Origin of the sequence: Prochlorococcus marinus str. SB (assembly GCF_000760115.1) — a bacterium.
Taxonomy (GTDB): domain Bacteria; phylum Cyanobacteriota; class Cyanobacteriia; order PCC-6307; family Cyanobiaceae; genus Prochlorococcus_A; species Prochlorococcus_A marinus_D.
In genome coordinates, this window is the sequence record NZ_JNAS01000002.1 from 160971 (window position 1) to 186483 (window position 25513).

Here is a 25513-nt window from a genome sequence, read left to right on the forward strand (position 1 = left end):
TATTTATAATGTAGTAAGTCAGATTTCTTACTTTAATGGAACCCTACATTTTGCAAGATGAAGAATTGAATGAATTAGTTATCAAAATACCTGGCTGGGAAATTAAATCTAAACAAATCCAAAGAGAATTTAACTTCGCTAATTTTGTTGAAGCCTTTGCTTTTATGACTAAGGTTGCTTTAATCTGTGAAAAATATAATCATCATCCTTACTGGGAAAATGTTTATGCAAAAGTAATAATAAAATTAAATACACATGATCTAGGAGGTATTACGAATCTGGATCAAACATTAGCTTCGGAAATCAACAAAATTTTCGATCAATAAAAATATAAACTTGTTTTCAAATTTTCAAAATGTCTAAAAATTTATTGCCAGTTACTATTATTAGTGGATTTTTAGGTTCTGGCAAAACTACGCTTCTTAATCATATTTTAAAAAATCAAGTTGGTATTAAAACAGCTGTTTTAGTCAATGAATTTGGAGAGATCGGAATAGATAATGACTTAATAATAGAAGGCTCAGAAGATATGATCGAATTAAATAATGGATGTATATGTTGCTCTATCAATGGCGAATTATTAAATACTGTATCCAAAGTTTTAGAAAGAGCTGAAAAATTAGACTATTTGATTGTTGAAACAACTGGATTAGCAGATCCATTACCAGTAGCCATGACTTTTGCGGCTGGTGACCTTAGAGAAAAAGTAAGATTAGATTCGATAATCACTGTCATTGATGGAGAAAATTTTGATTTTGAAATTAATAATACAAGTGTCGCCTATTCTCAAATTTTATACGGAGATATCCTTCTTCTTAATAAATCTGATTTAGTAAATGAAAAACAATTAAAGAAAATAGAGGAGTTTATAAATAAAATAAAAAAAGAACCAAGGATTTTAAGATCAACTAATTGTGAAGTTGCATTACATACAATAATGAGCGTAGGTCTATTTCAGACGGATACTTGTGAATCCCAGAAAAATAAAAAAAATATAGAACAAAATTCAAACCATCACTCTTCTCATTCCCACGATCATTCTTCTCATTCCCACGATCACTCTTCTCATTCCCACGATCATTCTTCTCATTCCCACGATCACTCTTCTCATTCCCACGATCACTCTTCTCACTCCCACGATCACTCTTCTCATTCCCACGATTTGATCAATAATATCGAGGGTTTTACCTCAGTTTCATATGAGACATTTGAACCATTTTCTTTAAGAAAGTTTCAATATTTCTTAGATAATCAAATCTCACAAAATGTATTTAGAGCAAAAGGAATATTATGGTTTATGGAAAGTGAAAGAAAACACATTTTTCACCTATCTGGAAAACGGTTTTCTCTAGATGATGAGGAATGGACAAAAGAAAAATCTAACAAGATAGTATTAATTGGGAAAAACTTAGATCACCAAACTATTAAAAATCAACTGTCATCATGTAGATTTAATTCAGATTAAAGTTCATATTAGGATTTAATTAATTTTTGAAAATACGCATTAAAGGGTTTAAAAAAACATTAACAGAATTAAATTTTCTTTATTTCACTTCGATTATTGTTTCACTCTTAGTAATCATTCCAATTTCCAATTTTCTTATAGAGGGAATTGATTACATTATTAGTGGAAATTTTTCATTAGGTATTGCAGGAGGAGAAGAGGTATTAGGCACTTTAAAAGTTCTAATATTGACAAGTTTTTTTGGCGGCGGTTTAGGAACTTTGAATGGATGGTTACTTTCAAATTGTGATTTTAAGTTCAGAAAAGTTCTTCGTATATGTCAGCTAGTTCCACTAGCTGCCCCTGCATATCTAATAACAGCCATTTTGCAGGACTTAGGAAGTATTTTTGGATATCAAGTGACTGGTTTATGGTGGGGGGTATTAATACTTTCAATTACTACTTATCCATATGTATTCATTCTTGCTAACGAAAGTTTTAATAAATTTGGAGTTAATCAAATCAATGCTAGTAGAGGATTAGGAGTAGGGCCTTGGAGCAGCTTCTTTAAAATAGCTTTCCCAATGGCGTTACCTGCACTAATAACAGGAATAAGTTTAATGTGTATGGAAGTAATGAATGAGTTAGGTACATTTGCATTATTAAACATACCAAGTATTTCTACTGGTATAGCTGAAAATTGGATAATTGAGGGTAATCCAAAAAGTGCTATTGGATTATCTTTGGTAGCTTTATTAATGATTTTCACTTTAATTATTTTCGAAAAGTTATCAAGAAAAAAATCAAAGAGGTGGAGTGAAAATCCTGCATCAAAAGATTCTCAAGGATGGGAATTAAACAAAACTAGAGCTTTTTTAGCAATAATAATATCTTTATTTCCTCCAATTTTCTCTTTTGGGATTCCATGTTTTTGGGTTCTACTCAATATAGATCTAATTCAAAAAGGGTTATCTATAGAATTACTTAGCCTATCATTAAGGACCATAAGTCTAGGACTTTTAACTGCATTTATAGCGATGCTATTCTCCTTAATAATTTCTTTAGTCAGACGAGCAAATAAAAGCTTTTTTCTAGGACTATTAACAAATCTTGCGGGGATAGGTTACGCAATCCCAGGTACTGTATTAGCTTTATCTTTAATAAGCATTTCTTCCTCAAAATTTAATTTTATTGCTATTTGCTTTCTAATTTGGGGTTATCTTGTCCGATTTCTAACTATCTCTAAGGGTTCTATTGATTCAAGTCTTGAGAGAATTTCTCCTAATCTTGATGAAGCAGCACTTGGACTAGGAGAAAATTGGCTAGGGATCATCAAAAGAATTCATCTACCTCTTCTCCAAGGACCGATATTAGTAGGATCACTTTTAGTTTTTGTTGACACGATAAAAGAATTACCCATTACCTTTATTTTAAGACCATTCGATTTCGATACATTATCTGTGAGAATATATCAATATGCTGGAGATGAAAGAATGGTTGAGGCAATATTACCGGCCATTCTTATTATGACTTTAGGGCTTATTGCATCAATGACATTGATACCAAGTTTAGAGAAAAAACACTAAATTCTTTTAGACACTTTTCTTATTAAGAAAGGTAAGCTTAACAACAAATCTGCCGAGGTAGATATAACCCTAAAATAAACTAAACTTTTAAGAATTATATTTTCTGGAATACTTTTGCCAACAAATAAGAGGAGGCAAGCCTCAAAAACGCCAACTCCTCCTGGAGCTGCTGGGACTACCAAGCCTATGGACCATGACAAAGAAAAAATTACTAATAAAAATATGATGTTCAGGGTATTACTTGTATAAAAAGTATTTAAGCAAAGATAAAACCCAATAAATTTTGATAAAACAAAACCAATTTCAAGAAATAAAGCTCTAGAAGGGAAAAAAGAAACTATATTTATTCTCTCTTTAAATTGGCCCTTTGAATTTTGAAGCTTCAAAACCTCAAATACTTTCCCCTTAAGAGACCCTAATATTTTTAATATCAAAAAAATAAATTTTCTATTTAAAAATAATAAAGGAAAAATTAAAAAAAAATAAAGTGGTGAAAAAATTAATCCCATTGATGCCAAGAGAAAAGATCCACTCAACATAAAATAAGGTTCTATAAGCGTCGAATATAAAGCAATCTGTGGATTACTTATTTTTTTTATAAAATTAAATCTTTCAACAAAATGCCAAACCCCTCCTGGAACATATTTAAGAATATTGGTTAAAACATAGAAAGAAACTAAATTATTACTTTTAAATTCTTTACCGAACCATTTTACGATATATTTCCATGCATAAGCGTTCAAGCAAATACTTAAAACGCAAAATAAAAATGATAAAAATAGATTAATTCCATTTCTTTCTAAATTGATATCAAAAGAAATTTGATCAATATTATCAAAAAAATAGATGCAAAAATATAACAAGCTTAAAATAAAGAAAATACTCTTTAAATTTCCAAAATTAATTTTTTTAAGGAATTTAAAATATCGTTGATTACTCTTATTAAATCTCATTTCCAGTTTTCAAATGCTTTAAATTTTTTACTTGATTCTTTTATTATTTTTCTTATTTCGTAAGTTGATATTTTATGCTCTAGATTTAATCTTAAAACCTCATCATTTTCTGGTTTCATAATTATTGATCCGTCAGGTTTCAAAGTTTGTTTAACTTTTATATTTCCAAAAATCGTTGAACATTCTCCTCTGCGTCTAAGTAATATCCACCTTGACTGAGTCCTCTCACGAACTCCAATAGTATTGGAATAATCAAACCATAGTCGCCTAAAAAATTCTTTTTTCTTTATGGGCAAGATTGCTTGAATAGAAAATCCAATTCTATTTTTTTTCATATTGATAGCTTGATAAGAAACGTCATAAGCTCCCTCGATTCTAAGTTTCTCCACAAAATTAGATATATCTTCGGGTGTTTGGTCATCAATCCATGCTTCTTGAATAATTATCTCTTCACGCTTTGGACTAATTTGTTCATTATTATTAATAGAAGAATTATAAAATGAAGTAATTTTATAAACTCTTACCAAATTAGGGAATGGGAAATTAAGGTTCCCAATACCTACCCCATAAGAATTAATAGAATATTTTGAAGGAGGTTCTAGATAGTCGACCAGATTAGCAAGTAAAGCAATACCAGTTGGTGTTGAGAGTTCGCCCTCTATTGAGCTCCAGTCTGATAAGACCTTGATATTTTTTTGTCTTACTAGCTCTATTACAGCAGGAGCTGGTACAGATAATTTACCATGTTCAGTATGAACAAAACCTTTCCCCAAAGTTGGTTCATTACAATAAACCCTATTGGGATTTAAGTAATTTAATGCAGCACATACTCCAATGATATCCACCAATGAATCTATAGCTCCAATTTCATGAAAATGAACATCATCAGATTTAATGCCATGAACTTTTCCTTCGGCAATTGCTAAAGACTCAAATACTCCATAAATTATTTTTTTTAATTTATCCTCTAAGTGGCCTTTTAAAATTAGTTCTTTAATACTCTTCCAAGTTCTTTTAATAGGACTACAATCAATATTCTCGACCTTTGTCTTTATTCCTCGGATTGAACAACTTTTTGATTCCTTAAAGTTTATTTGATATAAATCCTTTAATCCAAGATCAATAAGTGGTTGTTCAATGACTTTTTTAGGCACCCCTAAATCATAAAAAGCTCCTAACAACATATCTCCAGAGATACCAGGAGAACATTCAATTAAAACATCTTGCATAAATCAAAGATTTCTTGACTGGTGAAATTGAGGTGGAACTCAAGCTTCCATTTTAGTTATTTTTAGAAAGATTTTTTTCAATCACTTCGCACTTTATTAATTTCAAAGAATTTCCATCTCTGTTGATATCTAAACTTACAAAGCTATGCAGAAGTTCAAGAGAAAGCTCCCCTTTTATGACTAATTTAAAATTTTTATTTTTTAAAGTTTTTGACTTTATAATTGGGCAGATTTTAATGACAAATTCTTTCTTTTTCGTGTTAACAAAAACCAATTCTCCTCTAACAGAAAAATAATTATCTTTTAGATCTAATTCTTCTAATAATTTAGAGAAGTTAGTTTTTGAAGAATCATTAGGAAAATCATTTAGTTGATAGGGATCCCATATGCCTGCAATCTGTAAATGCAAATTTTGACTGTTTTTATTCTTTGGATAAACAACCCAATAATAATTTTTCTTTAAATCAATATGCTTTTTTATAAGTGATAATGCTTTACCTAGAACTACTGTTTCAATTTTTTCTTCTTTATTGTCAATTAAATAGCCTCTATTTAATTGTTCGCTACTAATAGGAGTAAATTTACCATTAATAATACCGATTGCTCTATGCTGTAATTGGTTAGTAACTTTTGGGATAGGGTTTTTTAACATATGAAAATTTGAAAATAAAAATTTATCGTATTAAATTTGTTAATTTTCCTCCAAACTATTAAAAGACTTTAACGCATCATCAATTGCATCAGAAGGATCAGTCGCATCATTCATACTATTTTGCCTTCTGATCATTTCCACAAGCTCAAAAGGATTAGTTGGAAAAGCTGAACTGTCATCTTCTGTTTTAGTTGAAGTATCGATTTCTAAATCTTCAAATAAATATTCAGCATTTAGGTAGTCAGTTTTTAAGGAAATTAATAAAGTAAAAAAAATTGGGAAAGATATCGATTTATAAAGGCTTTTGCAAAAATAATTTTTCATTTTATTTAATTTCAAAATTCTTTAACGCCAAAATTTTTTGCTATTTTAATTTTACATAATTTGGTAGAAATTTGTTAATAGCAACTTGGAACGTTAACTCTATAAGAACCAGACTTTCACAAATAATAGCTTGGATTAATCAAACCAATCCAGAGATTCTATGTTTGCAGGAAACGAAAGTGATAGACGATAGTTTCCCTGTTGAACCTTTTGAAAAATTAGGATACTCAGTAGAAGTCTACGGACAAAAGTCATACAATGGTGTCGCTATTATTTCTAAAATAAAGCCAGAAAATGTTAAAAAAGGATTTTACGGTTGTAACGACTCTAATCAAAATATCGAAATTTTTCTAGATCAAAAAAGATTGATTTCTGCTGATATTAATGGGATTAAAATCATTAATGTCTATGTGCCAAACGGATCTTCTCTAGAATCTAGTAAGTTCGAATATAAAATTAATTGGTTAAATTGTTTAGCTTCATTTTTGGATGAGCAAGAAAAAAAAGGAGAATTAATTTGTCTTTTAGGTGATTTTAATATTGCTCGATCTAACTTGGATATTCATGATCCAAAGAAATATGAAGGAGGAATAATGGCATCTGAGATAGAGAGAAATGCACTAAATAATGTTCTGAAAAAAAGATTAATAGATTCGTTCAGAATTTTTGAACAAAATACTGGCCATTGGAGTTGGTGGGATTACCGTAACAACGCCTTTGAATTAAATAAAGGTTGGAGAATAGACCATATATATATCAGCAAAAAACTGTCTTCAAAACTTAAAAGTTGTGTCATAGACAGCTCCCCTAGAGGTAATTTGCGTCCAAGTGATCATGCCCCAGTAATGATAGATCTTAACTTAAACGAAATAAATGTAGATTTTTTTGAGGATGAGGATAATTTTTTCGAAATATAAAAAAAATAAATTGAATTTCTTTAATGCTTGAAAACGCTTATTAATAAAGAGTTATTTAAAGTTAGATTATTTTTTATCATTATTTCTTTAAAATTAACAATTTACAATCCAAACTATCGCAATAAAAATATCATAATGTAGAATTTCAATCTGATTGACAAAATTTTTACTTATTTCTAACTTAGAACATGACAAGATTTTTCTCAAAACATCATTTACCTAAATTGTGACTGACATATTAAATTACACCAAATCAGAAGAAATTTTCTCTGCCGCCCAACAACTAATGCCAGGAGGAGTAAGTTCTCCAGTAAGAGCTTTTAAGTCTGTAGGAGGCCAGCCAATTGTTTTTGATAGAGTCAAAGGTCCTTTTGCCTGGGATATTGATGGAAATAGATATATTGACTACATAGGAAGTTGGGGGCCCGCCATATGTGGACATGCCCACCCTGAAGTCACAACTGCATTACAGGAAGCACTCGAGAAAGGAACGAGCTTTGGCGCTCCATGCGTTCTAGAAAACCAACTTGCTGAAATGGTAATTGATGCAGTCCCATCTGTAGAAATGGTCAGGTTTGTTAATAGTGGAACAGAAGCATGCATGGCTGTTTTGAGACTTATGCGAGCATTTACTGGAAGAGATAAAGTTATTAAATTTGACGGTTGCTATCACGGTCATGCTGATATGTTTTTAGTTAAAGCAGGATCAGGTGTCGCCACTCTAGGTTTACCGGATTCTCCTGGTGTTCCTCGGACAACAACTGCAAACACACTGACTGCGCCCTACAATGACCTTGAAGCAGTTAAAAAATTATTTTCAGAAAATCCTGATGCCATTTCAGGAGTTATACTTGAGCCTATTGTAGGTAATGCTGGATTTATTACTCCAGAGCCTGGATTCTTGGAAGGATTAAGAGAATTAACCACTGAGAATGGATCCTTATTAGTTTTTGATGAGGTAATGACTGGATTCAGAATAAGTTATGGAGGCGCTCAAGAAAAGTTTGGGGTTACTCCTGATTTAACCACCCTTGGGAAAGTAATTGGTGGAGGATTACCTGTTGGAGCTTATGGAGGCAAGAAAGAAATAATGTCAATGGTAGCTCCATCAGGACCGGTTTACCAAGCAGGTACTTTGAGCGGTAATCCACTTGCTATGACTGCAGGAATAAAAACTCTTGAACTACTTAAGCAAGATGGTACATATGATAAACTTGACTCAACGACCTCTAGATTAATTGAAGGGATAATTCAGTCAGCAGAAAACAACGGTATCGCTATTAACGGTGGAAGTGTAAGCGCTATGTTTGGATTTTTCTTGTGTGATGGGCCAGTCAGGAACTTTGATGAAGCCAAAACAAATGATACCGAACTCTTTGGTAAGTTGCATAGAGAAATGCTTAAACGAGGAATTTATCTAGCGCCAAGTCCCTTTGAAGCTGGTTTCACATCTCTAGCTCACAGCGAAGAAGAAATTGATAAAACTATCGAGGCTTTTGACGAATCTTTTAATGCAATAAAAAAATAATCATTTACATTTCATTAATTAAAAAAAGTAAATGATTAAAGTTTTATAGAAAGTTTATCTTTTAAATAATTACCTCTTACCACCAACTATTACAGGGGGACTTCCGCCTTCTGAACCTGGCAGACCAGGAACAACTTGTGTGCTACCATCCCATTTGTCGAGAAATAATTTGAAAAGTACCTGATCGTCAAGACTTCTATTTAATGTCTCGTACCTAAGTGCTTCTTGTTCAGCAATTTCAACTTCTGTCTTTGCTCTTAGTAGTTGCTGACCTGCTATTTGCTTTTGTTCAATCGCAGCTCTATATTCCTCAGCAATCTCTAATCCAGTAAGATCTAAACTTTTAACATCTACATAATCGAATGAATTTAGTTCTTGTGCAACAGTATCTCCTACTTTTTCGGAAATTACTGCGAATTCAGTAGCAATTGTTTCTAGCTCATATTGAGAAAACACTGATTTTAAAGCTTTTAGCAAAGATGGCTGAACAATTTTCTGATAAACATCGCTATTTCTGCTTGCAATCGTTGCGAAGATCCTTCCTGCTTCGTTAGGTTTTACTGAGTACTTTACGGTAGCTGTAGCCCTAATAACTTGAAGATCTTTAGTTAAAGTTTCAAATTTTTCGGGTTGAACCTGAGTTTTTATATCAAATGGATAAACAGACTGAACGAATGGAAGTTTAAAGTTTAAACCGGCTCTCCTAGAGGGACCACTTACTTTCCCTAATGTTGTAACAACTGCAACTTGCCCAGAAGGGACAACAAAAAGAGATTGGGTGAGCAAAAGAAAGCCAGTAAAGGATAATACAATTAATAATGTTGCTGTTCCACCTGGACCTGTTGGTGTTACATTTTTAAAGGATGTTGACATTAAATTTTTCTTTTAATTAATCATATTTAAATAGACTAATTAGTGCATTAATAAGGCATTTAATTAAAATATTTTTTTAATAATTGTAGATTTAATTGTAAATAATTTTAAATGTAAATAATATTTACTAGATATTTTATTTGAATTCTTGCAAAAGTTCTAAATAAAGGTCCTCATCTATTTCTCTTATGTCATATTCAGAGGGTAAAACACCATGCTTATGTTCATGTACCGCCATCCAACAGAATTTCTCTATTTCTTCTTTTGAAAAGCGAGGATATTTTTTTACTTTCTTAACCAATGATTTAATGAGAGATTCTGAATAATCTGTCATGCTTTAAAAATATTCTTAAAAAGATTTTATCTAAAGTTATTTGCTTTTAGAGGGATGTTCAAAGACTCTTCCAACTCACTAACAAGCTTAATTGCTAATTGAAGATCATTCTTGCTCTTACTTGCAACTCTTAGAGTTTCTCCATTGATACTGACATTGATTTTTTTTATTTGATCTCTAATATTTTTACTGATTTTTTTTGCAATTTCTTGTTTAATGCCTTGTTTTAATAAAATTGACTGCTTAATTCTATTACCACTAACTATTTCAATATTACCGTAGTCAAATATTTTTAAGGATAAGTTCCTTTTTATTGCCTTTTGTCTAATTATGTCATTGACAGCATTCAAAGTAAGTTCGCTATTGGTGATTATAAAAATATTTTCTTTTTCTAAATCAACTGAAGTATCCGTGCCCTTCAAATCGTAACGCTGAGAAATTTCCCTTTTAACTTGATCCAAAGTATTGACTAATTCTTGTCTATCAAAATCAGAAACAACATCAAATGAAAAACTTTCTGCCATGGTGAATTATTAATCGCTAAATATTATTAGCATAAATCATATTTTTAATAAGGGGGAATGGGTTAATTTAATCAAAAAATAACAAGCTAACCACTTTGCCCATTTCCTCAGCACATCTACAACTATTTAGCAGAGTTTCACTATCGTGAAAGGCAAAGCATATTAATTGATCGCACCTAGTAATAATTTCTTGATTACAAAGACTACTTGCAAGTGGCAGAGGTAATTCATCATTTTCACTTTTTTCAACCAAATGCATAACCCTTTCGAGTTGATCCTTTATTTCGGGTATTTGTCTATCAAGACTTTGTGGTAATAAAACAGTTAATAATGATGGATTAATATCTAAGACAGCTCGGATTACAGCCGCATTAACACCTTGTGATCCAGAAGTAAGGATATTATGTCCTTCCTCTGCTAACGACCTTGCTATCAACTCAATTAAGTGGATATCGACAACTGGTACGTGTCTACTACCCAAAAAAGCAATTCTCCTTTTCCCATTATCTTGGAGTTTTGCAAGTTCTTGAGCTAAGGCATCAACGCCTTCAGTTGCAGGTAGATCTAAAGAGCGACTCAAAATAATATAGTTCCTATAATTGAAATTAGCATTTATCTGAAAAATTGCAGGAAAAATCTATCTTTTCGAGAATTCTTTGTAGATTTACATTCTCTTGAACTAATTGAATAGCATAAGAAGCTTTTATTGATTCATGTATTCTGACATGGCCAAAAGCTTGTTCAATAATTTCTACGGAGGAAAGAGTATCCAATTCCACTTTTAAAATTGGCACCTCCAATTCCTCCGCTCTATGGATCAATTGTGACAAGGGGTCTCCAATACCAGTTAAAATTAAGCATTGAGTCGAAGCCTCCAAAGCAGCGAGTTGGATATCAGTTCTATCAGCTCCAGTAACAACAGCCATATTTCGTCTTCTCCTGAAAAATTCCATTGCAGAATTCACCCCCATTGCACCAATACTTAATGTTTCAACAAGCAATTGATCTTTTTCAGGGCAACAAATTATTTGGGCATCTAGTCTTCTTACAAGCTCTCCGACTGTGACACTTCTAAGAAGTGGTGATTTAGGCATTACCCCAAACACTTCAATACCCAGATCTTTAAGAGAGGGTATTATTTCTTTTTTAACTTTTTCGACTTCTTGTGGCAAAACCCCGTTCAATACAACTCCGGCCAATTTCTCTCCTAATTGTTTTTTCGCATCAAGTAAGGCATCCACACTTTTACAATCTTCCCATAAATTCACAATTAAAACTTTCGCATCTAAATCCTTAGCTAATTGTGGGAGACTTAAGCCATAAATCATGCCTTCATGAAGACTTCCAGCTGCCTCTAAAATATTCAGACCTTCAAAATCATCATTAACCAATGCTTCAATCTGATCAAACGATTTTCCTGGGAGTAAGTCTTTATTAAAGATTCTTTTTTCAGCTGATATATTATCCAATAATCCTACTGAGGAAATTAAATTCTCCTCTTCGATATTTAATGTAGATCCAATAAACTTAACATCATCATCTATTAATCCTTCATAAGACATTGAAGGAAGATTAGTAAGTTCAATACATGTTGCTAATGGTTTTCCAATGCGTACTTTTTTTTTCTTCTGTAAAAGGTTTTTTGCTATCCCAAGAACCATTGCAGACTTACCACTAAATGGCTCACATGAACCAATTAATAATATATCGCTCATAATTAGTAAATTTTCATCAATAGGTTTAAGATAATATTTTTTTCAGAACTAAACAAATATTTATTTATTAGTTTTAAAAAAATATAAATAATCTTTTTTTGGTAAATTTATTTTAGTTCTTTGGTATCTCATTAAAATCAAGCAAAATGATAAATTCAACCAAAAACGAAAAAACTATAGGTATTACTGGAGCCTCAGGTGCACTAGGAAAAGAATTAACAAAGTTGTTTCGCCAAAAAGGATATAAGGTGATTGGATTTACTCATAGTAAAACTAATTATGAAATAAATTTTGAATCTCCAAATGAATGGATTAAATGGGAATGTGGAAAGGAGTCTTCATTAAAAAAACAATTAGAGAAGATAGACATCTTAATTTTGAACCATGGTATTTATGATTTGAGTAGAGGAAATTCCAATTATGAAAACTCAATAGAAATAAATGCATTAAGCAAATTCAAATTTTTAAATTTATTTGAAGATATTGCTCTTAGCAATGATTCACTTATAAAAAAAGAAGTTTGGATAAACACATCTGAAGCAGAAATATTACCAGCCCTAAATCCGTCATATGAGATTAGTAAATCCCTTATTGGTAAATTAGTCTCTTTCAAAAAAAATCTTTTAGATAAAAATACAAAGAAAAAATTAATAATTAAAAAAATTATCTTAGGGCCTTTCAAATCAGGACTAAATCCTATCGGAATAATGAGTCCCAAATTTGTTTCTAAAAAAATTTATAATTTAGCTAATTCAAAAAAATATTTAATAATAATTAGTCCAAATCCTTTGACCTATCTACTTTTTCCATTAAAAGAATTTTTTAATTTTTTGTATTGCCAAATGATCTATAAGTACAAATCATAGTCTTCAGAAATCTCTGTCTGTCAATATTTCAATACCATCTTTTAAAACAACTATTGTATGCTCCCATTGGGCCGACAATTTTCCATCTTTTGTTATTACTGTCCATCTATCATTTAAAGTTTTACAAAATTTAGTCCCTTCATTAACAATAGGTTCGACAGCTAATGTCATTCCTTCACGAAGTACGACATTGGGCAATTCTTTGGTTCGAAAATTAAATACCGATGGTTCTTCATGAAGATTTCTTCCGACTCCGTGACCTGTATAGTCTTCAACAACACTAAAACCATTTTTTAAAACAATATCCTCGATTTCCCCAGCAACATCTAAGAGTGTATTCCCAGCTTTGATTTTGGAAAGCCCCGCATACAATGCTTTAAAAGCTATGTCACTAAGTTTTTGAGCCTGTGGACTAACTTTTCCTACACAAATTGATATACAACTATCTCCATGGAAACCATCTAAATAAGCCCCTGTATCAATTTTAACCAAGTCACCATTTTTAATTATTTTATTTTTACTTGGAATACCGTGGACAACCTCATTATTAATACTAGAACAAATACTAGAAGGAAATCCATGGTAGCCCTTGAAACTTGGCACAGCTCCAAAACTTTTTATCCTCTTTTCTGCGAAATCATCTAAATCTTTTGTACTCATTCCAGGTTTAATTAAGTCATTAATTTCCCTCAAAACAGTTGCTACAATCCTGCTAGATTTTTTCATTAATTTAATTTCCCGTGAAGACTTTATTTCGATTCCTCTCCTCCTCTGAATAAAAGGAACTTGATTATTAGCTTTGGAATTATTTTTATTTAACAAAAGATCTGCAAAATGTCTCATTGGAATAAATAATAGTAATAGGTAAATATATTCAAAATAGCCTTTATGGTCTTGGCTACCTTAAATCTATCAATAACAACGGGAAAGAAACAAAAATGAAAACTTTATTTAATTCTAGGCAATTTCATAAGGCTTTGGCGCCCTGGGTTTTTCTTCCATTATTTATATCTTCAATTACTGGTCTTTTATATAGGGTTTCAAAAGATTTACTAGGATACTCTAGAGAGCAAGTTCATTGGTTAATGTCTCTCCATGAGGGCGAATGGCTTGGAGATAATGGAGAACTTATTTACGTAATATTGAATTCTCTTGGAGTTTTATGGATGCTCGTAACAGGATTCCAAATGTTTTCAAAAACAATTTCATTTACCAAAAAGGTTACTAAAGGCGAGTCAAAAGGTTAAGATATAAAACTTGTAGGACAATAAAGACCAAAATGGCCAAAGAGAAACAAGAGAAGGAATTAGAAACTGGTATTAAAGCTGACGCATCAGTTGATGTAGCAGTTGAACAAAAAGAAAAAAATACGGTTTCTAAGACTACGCAAACCTTAAGCACATCCAATCTTATTAAGGAATTTGAAAGTGAACAATTAAAAAAAGAATTACCTGAAATATATGTTGGGGACACCGTTAAAGTTGGAGTAAAAATTACAGAAGGTAATAAAGAAAGAGTCCAACCTTATGAAGGCGTTGTCATAGCAAAAAGGCATGGAGGTTTTAACCAGACTATTACAGTTAGAAGAATTTTTCAGGGTATAGGTGTTGAAAGAGTATTTATGCTACATAGTCCACAGGTTGCCTCTCTAAAAGTTGAACGTAGAGGTAAAGTAAGAAGAGCCAAGTTATTCTATCTGAGAGATAGAGTAGGAAAAGCTACTCGCGTAAAACAACGCTTTGATCGATAAAGTTGTAAATTAATCAACTTATTGGTCACAAAGACGCTTATAATTATTTAAATGCGTCGTTAGTTCAGTTGGTAGAACGCAGGTCTCCAAAACCTGATGTCGGGGGTTCAAGTCCTCCACGACGCGTTTGATCAACATCATGTAAATCATTTTTTCATAAGATGGAGCTAGATCTTCAACCTGGGGACGTAGTTAAAGTCCTCGAATCAGCAGCTTTAGGATGGGTTCGCGCAAGAGTTATCAGAGTTAAGTCTGGCGGGAGAGTTGTCGTACAAAGTGACCAAGGCAGAGAATTTACTGCTAGAGGCAATCAAGTTAGGTTGATAGAGCCTGCTGGTTTTAGACCTCAAAAATAAATAGTTGTTTATACTAAGTCAGTTGAAAAACTAATTATTTCTGTAAATCCTCAAATTAATAAATTTTTTTTATTACAACACCATAAATTAAGTATTATGATCTGATAATTTTAAGAAAGAAGTTCTAAATAAATTTAGAACAAAACTCTGGGACCGTAGTTCAACTGGTTAGAGCACCGCCCTGTCACGGCGGAAGTTGCGGGTTCGAATCCCGTCGGTCCCGTTTTTTCTAAAAGAAATTTGGAAAAACGTTTAAGACTAGCCCCCAGTCCAACGGGTTTATTTCATATTGGGACAGCGCGAACAGCATTATTCAACTGGTTGTATGCACAAAAAATAGGTGGGAAATTTCTTATCAGAATAGAAGATACAGATTTTCTTCGATCTAAATCTGAATATACAAAAAATATATTAGAAGGCTTGAAATGGCTTGGACTTAAATGGGATGAAGAACCTATTAAGCAAAGTGAACGAATTTCGATTCACAAAAGTTATATCAAAAAGCTATTGGAATGTGGAGCTGCATATAGGTGCTTTACAACAGAAGATGAAATATATCAATTAAGAGAAGAACAAAAAAAGAAAGGATTACCTCCAAAGCATGATAATAGACACAGAAGTCTTTCAAAAGAAGAAATAGAAAAATTCATATCCCAAGGGAGGACTTCAGTAATAAGATTTAAGATTGATGAAAAAATTGAAATTAAATGGTTAGATCAGATAAGAGGTGAAATCAAATGGCAAGGGAAGGATTTAGGTGGTGATTTAGTTTTGTCAAGAAGGGCAAAGGGATATGAGATTGGAGATCCTTTGTATAATCTTGCAGTTGTAGTTGATGATAATTTTATGAATATTACTCATGTTGTAAGGGGTGAAGACCATATCTCTAACACTGCAAAACAAATATTGATTTATAAAGCATTAAAATTTAATTTGCCAACTTTCTCGCATACACCCTTAATACTAAATAGTGAAGGGAAAAAATTATCTAAAAGAGATTGCGTTACTTCAATCGACGAATTTAGAGATATGGGATACTTACCTGAGGCTTTATCGAACTATATGGCCTTTTTAGGTTGGTCTCCAAAATCTGCCGAAAAAGAAATACTTTCAATTAAAGAGATATCTGAAATCTTTAACTTATCAGACATAAATAAAGCTGGGGCCAAATTCAGTTGGGAAAAACTCAACTGGATTAATTCTCAATATATAAAAAATATGGAATCAATAAAACTTTGTGAGATCATTAGGAAATACTGGGATGATAATGGTTGGGTGCCGCCATCTCAAGAATGGGCGTATAAATTAGCAATTTTGCTTAAAGACTCTATGACTCTTTTAAAAGATTCAATTGATCAATCAAAACCATTTTTCTTAATACCTACAATTCAAAAAGAAGGTCAAGATTTCCTGAAAAAAAATGATAGTAAATTATCTCTAAAACTAATCTTAAATTATTTAATTGAGCAAAATACTATAAAACTAAATAAAGAGAAAGCCAAAGAAATAATAAACGAAATCTCAAAAATGCATAATATTAAAAAAGGGATATTAATGAAATCACTAAGAGTAGCCTTTTTTGGATCTCTAAGTGGACCAGATTTAATTCAAAGTTGGGAGCTTTTCTCAGAGAGTAAAACTGACAGATCTCGAATTGAAAGATGTCTTAAATCATTCTAAATTATTTTTTTTGACCTAATTCAAGCCTATTTGCTAAAGGTTTGGCTGAAAGACCTTGGATTCCTACTGTCATCAGTATTGTAAGAAAAACTAAACCTTGAAGACGGCCAGCCCCAAGGATACCAGCCTGCTCTAATCTGATAGAAAAAAGAGAAGCTACCGCTGCAGTAACAATACCTCTTGGGGCTAACCAGGCTAAAAATACTTTTTCTTTTAAGTTAAGTTCTCTTCCTATTGTTGCTATCCAGATAGAGATAGGGCGAACAATTACCATCAACATAAATACGCAAAGAACCCCTCCCCATCCAAGGGGACTTAATTCACCCCAAGAAACGTCGGCAGCCAAAAGAGGGAAAAGAACAGTTATTGCTAATTGAGCTAATTCACCTATTAGATTATCCAATCTCTCCTTATCTATAATTTCTCTTCTCCCTACAATAAAACCTGCCGCGACAGAAGCAGGCAAGCCTGATTCTGGCAGAAAATATTCGCAAATTCCATACACAAGGAAAATAAATCCAAGGGTAACTTGAAGCTCTATACCAAACGAGGCTTCATTTTTTATTTTTTTTAAAATTTCTGATAGCAACCATCCTGCACTTAATCCGATTAAGACTCCTCCCCCTAATCTTTGCATTAATGCTATAAATACATCGTTAATCCCACGTAGGTCCCCTAAAGTCAGTTCTAAAAGCAGTAATGCCAGTACTGCACCAATTGGTTCAAGCAACAATCCCTCAGCTTTCAAAACTTCCGAAATAGGGGAAACTAATTTTATTTGTTCTACTAATGGAGAGACAACTGTTGGTCCAGTAGCAAGGACAATGGCACTATATATTCCCGCAACTTGCCATGAGAGGCCTGCCAGCCAATGAGCAATAAAAATTCCAGCTGATAATGAAATAAAAAGTCTTACCACTGAAATTTTCAAGACAGTATTTCTTATATTCCCCTCAGGCAATTTTAAATTTAGTCCCCCTTCAAATAGAACCAAACAGACTAAAAGTCCAACAATAGTTTCAAGCCCTTGCCCAAGATCTAAAGGCTCAACCAGTCCTAAGCCTGATCTTCCAATGAACAATCCAGAAAGCAATAAAATAACAACACTTGGGAATCCTGTAAAAGAAGAAAATAATCGAGCAAAAGCACCTGCAAATACAGTTATTCCCCAAAGTAATCCAAGCCTTTCAGGCGTCATAAAAAATTATAAATAATAAAAATATTTATTATTTTGATTAAATCAATAATATTATCTGAAGTCCAATAAATACAATACTTTTTAATTTAATTGATCAGCTTAACAAGAGTAATTTTTATAAAATCTTTAAAACTAGTTTTTAAAAAATTAATTTTATTTCTGTTAAGAAAACTGGCTTATTAAAGCAATAATTATAAAAATAATTCCTATACCAACAGTTGCCATCCTTCCGTTCCATATTTCAGCTTGAGGGGTAAAACCTCTTTTCCACAAATTCAGTTCCTTTTTATCAACAAAGTTTTTTGTCTCTTTAATCTCGATTTTAGGTTGTTTGTTCATTGAAGTTAGAAAGGAGGATTTTCTTCATAAAGGGTATTTGCTTGTTCAATTGATAGTCTTCCTGCGACACCTAATTTAAGGGAACTTAAATGATCCTTAAATTTTATCCTGAACAACGCTGCGGCTCCAATCATTGCCGCATTATCTGTACAAAGATTGAGGGGAGCTAAATGAACTTTAATAGATTTTTTAAGTGCTTCACTAATCATCATTTTTCTTAATGTATTGTTAGCAGCTACTCCTCCAACCACAACAACATTATCCAAGCTATGATCAGTTGCGCATTTTATTGTTCTCTCTACCAAGACCTCTGCCACTACTCTTTCAAAACTTGCAGCAATATCAGGAATTGGAACGGTATTACCATCCAAATTTATTCTCTCAACCAATCTTAATACGGCAGTTTTTAGACCACTAAAAGAGAAATCATATTTAAGAAATCCACCTTTTTTATCAGAAATCCTACATTTTGGTAAATTAAATTTCATTGGGTCCCCATTTTTAGCAATCTTTTCGATCGCCGGTCCTCCTGGATAACTAAGACCTAACAGTCTGCCAACTTTATCAAAGGCTTCTCCAGCAGCATCATCAAAACTTTTCCCAAGTCTTTGCATTACCCTTCTTTCATCAACCTTTATCAATTCAGTATGCCCGCCGCTAACAAGTAGTGTAAGAAAGGATTTCTTTGGATAGTTTTCTGAAAATAGAATTGAGGATAAATGCCCCTCCAAATGATGAATTCCTAAAAATGGTTTTGAATGTAACATGCAAAGTGATCTTGCAGTTATGGAGCCAACTCGTAAACAACCAACTAATCCAGGAGCTACGGTTGACGCAATATAGTCAACTTCCTCAATTTTGATTTTTGATTCTTCTAAAGCCTCATCTAAAACAAAAGGTAATAATTCAAGGTGCTTTCTAGCTGCAAGTTCAGGCACAACTCCTCCCCATTTTGAATGATCTTCAATTTGAGAAGCAATTATATTTGAATGTATTCTGAAAGTATCGCCAATATTAGAAACTATTGAGACAGATGTCTCATCACAACTTGTTTCAATAGCTAAAACTTTATGCATTTTTGATTCAACTTGTTCTATTTTAATATTAATTTCTTACTTAACACACTTTAAGGAATTAAAGATTGCAACTTATGAAATTCTTTTTTTCAATCATAACCTCAGTTTTTCTGTTCCTCGGAATTACTCCAATTGCTCTAGCTGCAAATGGGCCTGCTTTAAACGCAGATAGAGCTAGCACAGAATTTACTGCTTCAGCCCTTACAAAATGCTCTGAAAATCCTAAATTCATTGAGAGAGCAAATTCTGCAACTACTCAAAAAGATATCGCAAGATTTGAAAGATACGGAAAAGCATCATGTGGAGATGATGGTCTACCACATTTAATTATTGGACCCCCTCTTGAGCCATGGGGAGCACTTTTAAATAGAGGTCATGAAGGAGATTTACTTATTCCAGGAGTATTGTTCATTTACATTGCTGGAATAATAGGTTGGTCAGGAAGAGAGTATCTGATTGAATCAAAAAAGACTAAGAATCCAGCAGATCTTGAGATCATTATTGACCTAGACTTAGCTAGAAAATGTCTTGTAAAAGGAGCGCAATGGCCCCTTCTTGCCAACAAACAAGGTAGAAATGGAGATTTAAGAGAGAAAGACAACAATATTACTCTTAATGGTCCTCGCTAAACATCTTTTAAAAACTTTTATAAAACAAATGTTCAAAATTCTAAACACAAAATTTGTCAGATCTGCCCCAGTGGTAGCAGCAATTTGGCTAAGCCTTACAGCTGGAATAATTATTGAATTTAATAGGTTTTTCCCTGATTTATTATTCCATCCAATGAGCTGATAAAGAGAAAATAATCAAGTTTTTATTAACTTGATTATTTTTTTTGCAGTTTCATCAACATTGACATTTGTTAATGCAAAATCAAATTGATTTGATACTGAAATCTCATAATTAGCCCTTGAGAGTCTTTTTTTAATCGCCTCTTCTTTTTCCGTACCTCTATTTCTTATTCTTCTCTCTAACTCTTCTTTATTAGGAGGAAGTAAAAATATTGACAATGAATTAGGAAACTTATTTTTTATTTGCCTTGCACCCTCTACTTCAATTTCAAGTAGTACAGTAAATCCTTTTTTTATTTTCTCATTAACAGAAGACAAAGGAGTTCCATAGTAGTTACCGGCGAATTGAGCCCATTCAAGGAAAAGGTTTTGTTTAATCATTTCTTTAAACTTTTCTTGTTTTAAAAAATAGTAATTTTCCCCGTCTTTCTCTCCCTCTCTAGGTTCTCTAGTAGTTGCAGATATTGAAAGCCAAATATTTTTATCTTTACCTAATATTTCTTTAACAACAGTTCCTTTACCTACCCCGCTGGGTCCAGTAAGGATAATAAGTTTTTTTTGATTTTTCATATTAAATTTTTTACAGTAAAGTAGACATCTAGTGAATTAAAAAGGAATAATGCAAAAAGGTGTTCCACAGATAATGGATATTACATCTATTAGATCTGTCTTGCATTATTTGACAAAGAACATCTTACCTACAAAGTTTGAGACTGCCCAACAACCAGAGCCTAATACAATTCAATTATGTTTCAGAGGAGTTGATTCTCAAACATGGTTAGAAGTTTCATGGAATGGAGACTCTCCAAGAATACTAAAGATTAATAAGCCAGAAAAGATTGGGAGAGAAAGCACACTTTCCAAACAAATAAGATACGGATTAAAGTATATGGCTTTAATTTCAATTGATCAAGATGATTTTGAGAGAGTTATAAAATTTAGTTTTGCGAAAAAACCTGGAGATGAAATTAATAAGTATTTAATTTTTGAATTAATGGGAAAACATAGTAATATTTTTTATCTGGATAATAAACATAAAATAATTGCCGTTGGTAAACAAATTAAATCAAGTCAATCTAGTTTTAGAACAATTTCAACAGGATCTATTTATTCTGGCCCTCCAGTCAATCTCAAAAAACAACCTAGAGAAGATGAGTCTTTTCAATCATGGAAAGACTCAATTTCAATAGTGCCTGAGTCTTTGAAATACTGTTTAATAAATACCTATCAAGGAGTAAGCCCTATCCTCACAAAACAATTAGACGTTGTTAGCGCAACTGTTAATTCAGAAATAATGGAAAAAAATATTGATTTCATTAGCAACTCAGACTTAAAGGAGATATTTAAAAATTGGAAGATTTGGATAAACAGGTTTAAAAACAATAACTTTAACTTTTCTACATTCAACAAAGATTTTTATTGCGTTTGGTTTTTTGATAAGGAAATTAATTGCGAAAATAAAATAGATTTATGCACAAGCTTAGAGAATTATTATGATTATCATCTAAAACAAAAAAAAATTGAATTATTGGAAAAGAAAATTGAAGGGATAATTTTTAAACAGACCAATACTGAGAAAAAGAATTTAAATATTCAATATGATCTTCTTACAAAATCAGAAAACTACGAGATATATAAAGAAAAAGCTGATATTATTTTTTCTTCACATGAAATTAAAAAACAAGACATTATAAAGGGACAAAAACTATATAAAAAATCAAAAAAACTAAAGAGGTCTAGAGAATTAATAAAAGAAAGATTAAGTATTTACAAAACAAATATAGAGAGATTAGAAGAATTCACTACGCTTCTAGAAAATTTAAATTCTTTAAATCATGAAAAACTTTCTATGAGAATCAAACTACTTGAAGAAATTATGGAGGAAATTTGTAACGAGTTTAATATCAATATCAAGAAGCAAAGAGAAGATCAGAAAAGTACATATGAGATAGAGTCTTCACCAATTCAAGTTGACACTCCCACAGGATTAAAGCTTCAGGTAGGGCGAAATATGAGGCAAAATGATTTAATAAGCTTTAAGTTCTCAAAAAAAGGCGATTTATGGTTTCATGCACAGGAATCACCAGGCAGTCATGTGGTTTTGAAGTCTTCATCTCAAGTAGCATCTGAACAAGATCTTCAAATAGCTGCAGATTTAGCTGCTTTATTTAGTAAGGCAAAAAGAAACATTAAAGTTCCAATTAATTTAGTAAAGATTAAAGATTTGCAAAAAATCAAAAACGGAGGACCGGGTTGCGTTTCCTTTAAAAATAGAGAAATTATTTGGGGAAATCCTACAAGAGGAGAAGATTACATTAAAAAAAATCTTAAAACAGTAATTTAGTTTATAATAAAAAAAATTTTTAAATTTAAATGTTTGATTTTCTTTTAGGCACTCATGAATTTTTAGGAAATCATAGTTTTCCAGAATTTATTGTTGGATATCTATTTGGTGCTGCATTAATAATTGGAGCCCCTACTGTTTTCTTACTACTTGCCTTCGTAAGTGCATTAATGAAAACAAATGGGAAAATGGGTGGATATAGAGAATATGAAACTTATGGTGAATCATCTTTAAATGATGCCCCTCCTTTCCTATTACCAGATCCAACAAATCCTAAATTAAGCAAATAATTAAGTTTATCGAAAAATAAATTGGACTTTGACAATAATAGTTTTAAACCTTTTTCTTACACAATTTTTATCAAATAATAATGAGAGGTACAGGTCAAAGTGAAAAAAAATTATCAGATTCGATGACTTTTAGTGATCATTTAGAAGAGCTTCGTCAAAGGATACTAAACTCAATTTACTCAATACTTATTTCAATATTCTTTAGTTTTCTCACCATAAAGCCATTAATATCTTTTTTAGAAATTCCAGCTGGTGATATTCATTTACTACAACTTGCTCCAGGAGAGTTTTTATTTGTCGCAATTAAAGTTGCAGGTTACAGCGGATTGATAGTTTCTATACCTTATATTTTTTATCAAATAATATTATTCATTTCTCCTGGTTTAACAAAAAAAGAAAAAAGCCTCATCTTGCCTGCAGTTTTTGGTTCAGGTTTTCTGTTTTTTTTAGGATTAATTTTTTCGTGGTGGATATTAGTCCCTGCAGCAATAAAATTCTTCATTAGTTTCGGTGCTGATATTGTTGAACCAACTTGGTCTATAGAAAGATATTTTGATTTTGTTCTCTTATTAATGTCTAGCACTGCTATAGCTTTTCAATTGCCAGTATTACAATTTATTCTTGGTTCTCTTGGAATAATCACAACAGAAAAAATGATTTCGAATTGGAAGATAGTTGTAATTTCATCCGCAATATTATCTGCAGTGATTACCCCTTCAACAGACCCATTGACTATGTCATTGCTATCTATATCGATTGTGTTTTTATTTTTTGTGGGTACTGGATTAACTTACTTATCAGAAAATCTTAAGTCAAAAACTCTTTCATCTTCTCATTAAGATTTAATTGCAAGCTGACAGCTCTACCTAATCTTGGCTTAGCATTGACTTTCTTTAGCCATTCCCTCACTTCTTCTGAATAGCCACATCTATTTAAAATCTCGATTTTATCAGCTATCGATTTTTTATATTCATCTTCACTTAAAGGGAATGATTCCTGTCCAAGAAATCCCCACATCATTTGAAAATACACAAATTTTCCTCTTCTAAAGAGTCTAAAATCATATTTTCTCCCCCAGCGATGAATCAAATAATGTATAACTTCATCTACTAGCAATGGGTTCATTAAAATCAATTAATTAAGACTTCCTAAACTTTTACTTTAAATTATTAAAAGTCCTATCTATTTGCAACAGAAATTGAACAATTTGATCCATAATAACTAATAAATAACAGAACCAAGTAGCGAATGACTCAATTAAGTTCCAATGATGTCCCTTCTATGGGTCGAAGGCAATTTATGAATCTTCTTACATTTGGTACTGCAACTGGTGTTGCTTTAGGAGCCCTTTACCCTGTAGCAAATTATTTCATGCCTTTAAGAGCAGGTGGTGGTGGTGGCGGAACTTCTGCTAAAGATGAATTAGGGAATCCAATAACTAAGACAGGTTGGTTAGCTACCCATCAAGCAGGAGACAGAAGTCTAGTTCAGGGTCTAAAGGGAGATCCAACTTATCTAATAGTTAATGAGGGTGGCGAAATAGGAGAATTTGGTTTAAATGCTATTTGTACTCATTTAGGTTGTGTTGTCCCATGGGATAGTGGCGCTAATAAATTCATATGTCCTTGTCATGGCAGTCAGTATGATACTAACGGGAAGGTAGTAAGAGGGCCTGCGCCTTTATCTTTAGCTCTAGCTCATGTCGATATTGAAGATGATGCTGTACTCGTCAAACAATGGTCTGAAACTGACTTTAGAACTAATGAAAATCCATGGTGGGCATAAAAAAAATGAAAGGTCTTAAAAATCAAATCATGAAAAAAACAAGTTTATTTATCTGTACTCTGCTTTTTATTTCGAGCATCGTATTTTATCCAGAGATCAGTTTTGCTTATCCATTTTGGGCTCAACAAAACTACGAATCCCCAAGAGAAGCCACAGGTAAGATAGTCTGTGCAAATTGTCATCTAGCTCAGATGCCTACAATTGCAGAGGTTCCACAATCTGTTGGAGCAGACAGTGTTTTCAAAGCTGTAGTCAAAATACCCTACAAAAATGATTTAAAAGAGATAGGGGCTGATGGTTCAGAAGTCCCATTACAAGTTGGTGCTGTTGTAATGCTGCCAGATGGCTTTAAACTTGCTCCACAAGAAAGATGGACCGAAGAAATCAAAGAGGAAACAGAAGGGGTTTATTTTACTAACTACAGTGAAGAGAAAGACAATATCATCATTGTGGGACCTTTACCTGGCGATACTAATAAAGAAATAGTTTTCCCTGTACTTTCCCCTGATCCATCCACTAATAAAGAATATCACTATGGAAAATACTCATTACATATCGGAGGCAATAGAGGTAGAGGTCAGGTATACCCTACTGGAGACAAAAGCAATAATGTAGTTTTCACTTCTTCCACCTCAGGAACTATAAACTCAATAGAAACAATTGAAGATGGTAGCTATAAGGTCAATATAGAAAACGATAATGGTGAGATAACTACTGAAGCAGTGCCTGTTGGTCCTCAACTTATAGTAAAAGCACAAGACAAAATTAATGCAGGTGACCCTCTTACTAATGATCCCAACGTTGGAGGCTTCGGACAATTAGATGCTGAGGTTGTGCTTCAGAGCCCTTATAGAGTTATTGGCTTAATTGCATTCTTCATTGGTGTAGGCCTAACACAAATACTTTTAGTATTGAAGAAAAAACAAGTAGAAAAAGTTCAAGCAGCAGAGGGTATCTAA

The 25513-nt window shown here is 32.3% G+C and carries 32 protein-coding genes and 2 tRNA genes; 19 read left to right on the plus strand and 15 right to left on the minus strand.

Going from position 1 to position 25513, the window contains the following annotated elements; genetic code table 11:
- The first annotated feature begins 35 nt into the window (after positions 1-35).
- Genes EV02_RS05390 through EV02_RS05380 form a run of 3 tightly spaced genes read left to right on the plus strand, consistent with a single transcriptional unit; the run spans position 36 to position 3030 of the window.
- Entirely contained in the window at positions 36-326 is a 291-nt protein-coding gene (locus tag EV02_RS05390) for a 4a-hydroxytetrahydrobiopterin dehydratase (RefSeq protein WP_032519431.1), read from the plus strand.
- A gap of 29 nt (positions 327-355) precedes the next feature.
- Positions 356-1465, plus strand: coding sequence for a CobW family GTP-binding protein (locus tag EV02_RS05385; RefSeq protein ID WP_032519432.1), 1110 nt, complete (start codon positions 356-358; stop codon positions 1463-1465).
- A 26-nt stretch (positions 1466-1491) separates the two neighbouring features.
- The gene (locus tag EV02_RS05380; protein ID WP_032519433.1) at positions 1492-3030 is read left to right on the plus strand and encodes an ABC transporter permease; all 1539 of its coding nucleotides are present in this window, start codon (positions 1492-1494) and stop codon (positions 3028-3030) included.
- Here EV02_RS05380 and EV02_RS05375 read toward each other — a convergent pair.
- From EV02_RS05375 to EV02_RS05360, 4 genes are read right to left on the minus strand one after another with little or no spacing between them, the layout of a single operon-like run.
- Positions 3027-3983 carry a hypothetical protein gene (locus EV02_RS05375; protein WP_032519434.1) on the minus strand — a complete coding sequence of 319 codons (957 nt, stop codon included), beginning with the start codon at positions 3981-3983 and terminating at the stop codon, positions 3027-3029. The genes EV02_RS05380 and EV02_RS05375 overlap by 4 nt on opposite strands.
- A complete protein-coding gene (gene larC / locus EV02_RS05370) occupies positions 3980-5212 on the minus strand; it encodes a nickel pincer cofactor biosynthesis protein LarC (RefSeq protein WP_032519435.1) in 1233 nt (410 codons plus the stop codon). Before larC ends, EV02_RS05375 begins: the two co-directional genes overlap by 4 nt.
- A gap of 52 nt (positions 5213-5264) precedes the next feature.
- Positions 5265-5864: a hypothetical protein gene (locus EV02_RS05365; RefSeq protein ID WP_032519436.1), complete on the minus strand. Its 600-nt coding sequence runs from the start codon at positions 5862-5864 to the stop codon at positions 5265-5267.
- A gap of 39 nt (positions 5865-5903) precedes the next feature.
- Positions 5904-6188 (minus strand): hypothetical protein, encoded by a 285-nt coding sequence (locus tag EV02_RS05360; protein ID WP_032519438.1) that lies wholly within the window; start codon positions 6186-6188, stop codon positions 5904-5906.
- A 71-nt stretch (positions 6189-6259) separates the two neighbouring features.
- Between EV02_RS05360 and xth the strand changes: the two genes are divergently transcribed.
- Both xth and hemL read left to right on the plus strand, forming a co-directional pair.
- Positions 6260-7105 (plus strand): exodeoxyribonuclease III, encoded by an 846-nt coding sequence (gene xth / locus EV02_RS05355; protein WP_032519440.1) that lies wholly within the window; start codon positions 6260-6262, stop codon positions 7103-7105.
- A gap of 226 nt (positions 7106-7331) precedes the next feature.
- On the plus strand, positions 7332-8633 hold the full coding sequence (hemL, locus tag EV02_RS05350) for a glutamate-1-semialdehyde 2,1-aminomutase (protein ID WP_032519442.1): 1302 nt from the start codon (positions 7332-7334) through the stop codon (positions 8631-8633).
- 69 nt (positions 8634-8702) lie between these two features.
- On the opposite strand, the gene EV02_RS05345 is transcribed toward hemL, so the two are convergent.
- From EV02_RS05345 to EV02_RS05325, 5 genes are all read right to left on the minus strand, one after another.
- A complete protein-coding gene (locus tag EV02_RS05345; protein WP_025952478.1) occupies positions 8703-9506 on the minus strand; it encodes a prohibitin family protein in 804 nt (267 codons plus the stop codon).
- Between the two features lie 136 nt (positions 9507-9642).
- The gene (locus EV02_RS05340; protein ID WP_032519444.1) at positions 9643-9840 is read right to left on the minus strand and encodes a hypothetical protein; all 198 of its coding nucleotides are present in this window, start codon (positions 9838-9840) and stop codon (positions 9643-9645) included.
- Between the two features lie 26 nt (positions 9841-9866).
- Positions 9867-10364 carry a YajQ family cyclic di-GMP-binding protein gene (locus EV02_RS05335; RefSeq protein ID WP_032519445.1) on the minus strand — a complete coding sequence of 166 codons (498 nt, stop codon included), beginning with the start codon at positions 10362-10364 and terminating at the stop codon, positions 9867-9869.
- Positions 10365-10431: 67 nt separating this feature from the next.
- The gene (locus EV02_RS05330; RefSeq protein ID WP_011817989.1) at positions 10432-10944 is read right to left on the minus strand and encodes a hypothetical protein; all 513 of its coding nucleotides are present in this window, start codon (positions 10942-10944) and stop codon (positions 10432-10434) included.
- 25 nt (positions 10945-10969) lie between these two features.
- Positions 10970-12079 (minus strand): phosphotransacetylase family protein, encoded by a 1110-nt coding sequence (locus EV02_RS05325; RefSeq protein WP_032519446.1) that lies wholly within the window; start codon positions 12077-12079, stop codon positions 10970-10972.
- Positions 12080-12225: 146 nt separating this feature from the next.
- On the opposite strand from EV02_RS05325, the gene EV02_RS05320 reads away from it, so the two are divergent.
- The gene (locus EV02_RS05320; RefSeq protein ID WP_032519447.1) at positions 12226-12945 is read left to right on the plus strand and encodes an SDR family oxidoreductase; all 720 of its coding nucleotides are present in this window, start codon (positions 12226-12228) and stop codon (positions 12943-12945) included.
- A 3-nt stretch (positions 12946-12948) separates the two neighbouring features.
- Here the strand turns inward: EV02_RS05320 and map are convergent, their stop codons facing one another.
- Positions 12949-13788: a type I methionyl aminopeptidase gene (gene map / locus EV02_RS05315; protein ID WP_032519448.1), complete on the minus strand. Its 840-nt coding sequence runs from the start codon at positions 13786-13788 to the stop codon at positions 12949-12951.
- Positions 13789-13883: 95 nt separating this feature from the next.
- Between map and EV02_RS05310 the strand changes: the two genes are divergently transcribed.
- The 6 genes from EV02_RS05310 to gltX all read left to right on the plus strand — a co-directional run bounded on the left by EV02_RS05310 (position 13884) and on the right by gltX (position 16731).
- Positions 13884-14192, plus strand: a complete 309-nt coding sequence (locus EV02_RS05310; RefSeq protein ID WP_032519451.1) for a PepSY domain-containing protein — start codon at positions 13884-13886, stop codon at positions 14190-14192.
- A 32-nt stretch (positions 14193-14224) separates the two neighbouring features.
- Positions 14225-14695, plus strand: a complete 471-nt coding sequence (gene rplS, locus EV02_RS05305) for a 50S ribosomal protein L19 (protein ID WP_032519453.1) — start codon at positions 14225-14227, stop codon at positions 14693-14695.
- A gap of 53 nt (positions 14696-14748) precedes the next feature.
- Positions 14749-14821, plus strand: a tRNA-Trp gene (locus EV02_RS05300).
- Between the two features lie 35 nt (positions 14822-14856).
- Positions 14857-15051 (plus strand): hypothetical protein, encoded by a 195-nt coding sequence (locus EV02_RS05295; protein WP_002807701.1) that lies wholly within the window; start codon positions 14857-14859, stop codon positions 15049-15051.
- A gap of 149 nt (positions 15052-15200) precedes the next feature.
- Positions 15201-15274 (plus strand) — tRNA-Asp (locus tag EV02_RS05290).
- 17 nt (positions 15275-15291) lie between these two features.
- Positions 15292-16731 carry a glutamate--tRNA ligase gene (gltX, locus tag EV02_RS05285; RefSeq protein ID WP_032520443.1) on the plus strand — a complete coding sequence of 480 codons (1440 nt, stop codon included), beginning with the start codon at positions 15292-15294 and terminating at the stop codon, positions 16729-16731.
- A gap of 1 nt (position 16732) precedes the next feature.
- Here gltX and EV02_RS05280 read toward each other — a convergent pair whose 3' ends face one another.
- From EV02_RS05280 to tsaD, 3 genes are all read right to left on the minus strand, one after another.
- The gene (locus tag EV02_RS05280; RefSeq protein WP_032519454.1) at positions 16733-17929 is read right to left on the minus strand and encodes a cation:proton antiporter; all 1197 of its coding nucleotides are present in this window, start codon (positions 17927-17929) and stop codon (positions 16733-16735) included.
- A gap of 162 nt (positions 17930-18091) precedes the next feature.
- A complete protein-coding gene (locus EV02_RS05275; protein ID WP_025933243.1) occupies positions 18092-18268 on the minus strand; it encodes a high light inducible protein in 177 nt (58 codons plus the stop codon).
- Positions 18269-18273: 5 nt separating this feature from the next.
- Positions 18274-19344 (minus strand): tRNA (adenosine(37)-N6)-threonylcarbamoyltransferase complex transferase subunit TsaD, encoded by a 1071-nt coding sequence (tsaD, locus tag EV02_RS05270; protein WP_032519456.1) that lies wholly within the window; start codon positions 19342-19344, stop codon positions 18274-18276.
- A 74-nt stretch (positions 19345-19418) separates the two neighbouring features.
- Here tsaD and EV02_RS05265 point away from each other — a divergent pair, with 74 nt between their 5' ends.
- Positions 19419-19973 (plus strand): photosystem I reaction center subunit III, encoded by a 555-nt coding sequence (locus tag EV02_RS05265; RefSeq protein WP_032519457.1) that lies wholly within the window; start codon positions 19419-19421, stop codon positions 19971-19973.
- Between the two features lie 28 nt (positions 19974-20001).
- Positions 20002-20136 (plus strand): photosystem I reaction center subunit IX, encoded by a 135-nt coding sequence (gene psaJ, locus EV02_RS05260; protein WP_011862490.1) that lies wholly within the window; start codon positions 20002-20004, stop codon positions 20134-20136.
- Positions 20137-20150: 14 nt separating this feature from the next.
- Here the strand turns inward: psaJ and gmk are convergent, their stop codons facing one another.
- Positions 20151-20705 (minus strand): guanylate kinase, encoded by a 555-nt coding sequence (gene gmk / locus EV02_RS05255; RefSeq protein ID WP_032519458.1) that lies wholly within the window; start codon positions 20703-20705, stop codon positions 20151-20153.
- A gap of 73 nt (positions 20706-20778) precedes the next feature.
- Between gmk and EV02_RS05250 the strand changes: the two genes are divergently transcribed.
- From EV02_RS05250 to tatC, 3 genes are all read left to right on the plus strand, one after another.
- A complete protein-coding gene (locus EV02_RS05250) occupies positions 20779-22479 on the plus strand; it encodes an Rqc2 family fibronectin-binding protein (protein WP_032520444.1) in 1701 nt (566 codons plus the stop codon).
- A gap of 29 nt (positions 22480-22508) precedes the next feature.
- A complete protein-coding gene (locus EV02_RS05245; protein ID WP_011376025.1) occupies positions 22509-22769 on the plus strand; it encodes a hypothetical protein in 261 nt (86 codons plus the stop codon).
- A gap of 80 nt (positions 22770-22849) precedes the next feature.
- A complete protein-coding gene (tatC, locus tag EV02_RS05240) occupies positions 22850-23608 on the plus strand; it encodes a twin-arginine translocase subunit TatC (RefSeq protein WP_032519459.1) in 759 nt (252 codons plus the stop codon).
- Here the strand turns inward: tatC and EV02_RS05235 are convergent.
- Positions 23577-23894: a DUF3067 family protein gene (locus EV02_RS05235; protein ID WP_032519461.1), complete on the minus strand. Its 318-nt coding sequence runs from the start codon at positions 23892-23894 to the stop codon at positions 23577-23579. The genes tatC and EV02_RS05235 overlap by 32 nt on opposite strands.
- A 123-nt stretch (positions 23895-24017) precedes the next feature.
- Between EV02_RS05235 and petC the strand changes: the two genes are divergently transcribed.
- Both petC and petA read left to right on the plus strand, forming a co-directional pair.
- Positions 24018-24554: a cytochrome b6-f complex iron-sulfur subunit gene (gene petC / locus EV02_RS05230; RefSeq protein ID WP_011817974.1), complete on the plus strand. Its 537-nt coding sequence runs from the start codon at positions 24018-24020 to the stop codon at positions 24552-24554.
- Between the two features lie 26 nt (positions 24555-24580).
- Entirely contained in the window at positions 24581-25513 is a 933-nt protein-coding gene (gene petA, locus EV02_RS05225; RefSeq protein WP_413677147.1) for a cytochrome f, read from the plus strand.

Excerpts from the sequence above, each read along its gene's own strand:
- EV02_RS05390 (WP_032519431.1), top strand. The coding sequence starts at position 36 with ATGGAACCCTACATTTTGCAAGATGAAGAATTGAATGAATTAGTTATC.
- EV02_RS05385 (WP_032519432.1), top strand. The coding sequence starts at position 356 with ATGTCTAAAAATTTATTGCCAGTTACTATTATTAGTGGATTTTTAGGT.
- EV02_RS05375 (WP_032519434.1), bottom strand. The coding sequence starts at position 3,983 with ATGAGATTTAATAAGAGTAATCAACGATATTTTAAATTCCTTAAAAAA.
- larC (WP_032519435.1), bottom strand. The coding sequence starts at position 5,212 with ATGCAAGATGTTTTAATTGAATGTTCTCCTGGTATCTCTGGAGATATG.
- EV02_RS05365 (WP_032519436.1), bottom strand. The coding sequence starts at position 5,864 with ATGTTAAAAAACCCTATCCCAAAAGTTACTAACCAATTACAGCATAGA.
- EV02_RS05360 (WP_032519438.1), bottom strand. The coding sequence starts at position 6,188 with ATGAAAAATTATTTTTGCAAAAGCCTTTATAAATCGATATCTTTCCCA.
- EV02_RS05345 (WP_025952478.1), bottom strand. The coding sequence starts at position 9,506 with ATGTCAACATCCTTTAAAAATGTAACACCAACAGGTCCAGGTGGAACA.
- EV02_RS05340 (WP_032519444.1), bottom strand. The coding sequence starts at position 9,840 with ATGACAGATTATTCAGAATCTCTCATTAAATCATTGGTTAAGAAAGTA.
- EV02_RS05335 (WP_032519445.1), bottom strand. The coding sequence starts at position 10,364 with ATGGCAGAAAGTTTTTCATTTGATGTTGTTTCTGATTTTGATAGACAA.
- EV02_RS05325 (WP_032519446.1), bottom strand. The coding sequence starts at position 12,079 with ATGAGCGATATATTATTAATTGGTTCATGTGAGCCATTTAGTGGTAAG.
- EV02_RS05320 (WP_032519447.1), top strand. The coding sequence starts at position 12,226 with ATGATAAATTCAACCAAAAACGAAAAAACTATAGGTATTACTGGAGCC.
- map (WP_032519448.1), bottom strand. The coding sequence starts at position 13,788 with ATGAGACATTTTGCAGATCTTTTGTTAAATAAAAATAATTCCAAAGCT.
- EV02_RS05310 (WP_032519451.1), top strand. The coding sequence starts at position 13,884 with ATGAAAACTTTATTTAATTCTAGGCAATTTCATAAGGCTTTGGCGCCC.
- rplS (WP_032519453.1), top strand. The coding sequence starts at position 14,225 with ATGGCCAAAGAGAAACAAGAGAAGGAATTAGAAACTGGTATTAAAGCT.
- EV02_RS05295 (WP_002807701.1), top strand. The coding sequence starts at position 14,857 with ATGGAGCTAGATCTTCAACCTGGGGACGTAGTTAAAGTCCTCGAATCA.
- EV02_RS05280 (WP_032519454.1), bottom strand. The coding sequence starts at position 17,929 with ATGACGCCTGAAAGGCTTGGATTACTTTGGGGAATAACTGTATTTGCA.
- EV02_RS05275 (WP_025933243.1), bottom strand. The coding sequence starts at position 18,268 with ATGAACAAACAACCTAAAATCGAGATTAAAGAGACAAAAAACTTTGTT.
- tsaD (WP_032519456.1), bottom strand. The coding sequence starts at position 19,344 with ATGCATAAAGTTTTAGCTATTGAAACAAGTTGTGATGAGACATCTGTC.
- EV02_RS05265 (WP_032519457.1), top strand. The coding sequence starts at position 19,419 with ATGAAATTCTTTTTTTCAATCATAACCTCAGTTTTTCTGTTCCTCGGA.
- psaJ (WP_011862490.1), top strand. The coding sequence starts at position 20,002 with ATGTTCAAAATTCTAAACACAAAATTTGTCAGATCTGCCCCAGTGGTA.
- gmk (WP_032519458.1), bottom strand. The coding sequence starts at position 20,705 with ATGAAAAATCAAAAAAAACTTATTATCCTTACTGGACCCAGCGGGGTA.
- EV02_RS05250 (WP_032520444.1), top strand. The coding sequence starts at position 20,779 with ATGGATATTACATCTATTAGATCTGTCTTGCATTATTTGACAAAGAAC.
- EV02_RS05245 (WP_011376025.1), top strand. The coding sequence starts at position 22,509 with ATGTTTGATTTTCTTTTAGGCACTCATGAATTTTTAGGAAATCATAGT.
- tatC (WP_032519459.1), top strand. The coding sequence starts at position 22,850 with ATGAGAGGTACAGGTCAAAGTGAAAAAAAATTATCAGATTCGATGACT.
- EV02_RS05235 (WP_032519461.1), bottom strand. The coding sequence starts at position 23,894 with ATGAACCCATTGCTAGTAGATGAAGTTATACATTATTTGATTCATCGC.
- petC (WP_011817974.1), top strand. The coding sequence starts at position 24,018 with ATGACTCAATTAAGTTCCAATGATGTCCCTTCTATGGGTCGAAGGCAA.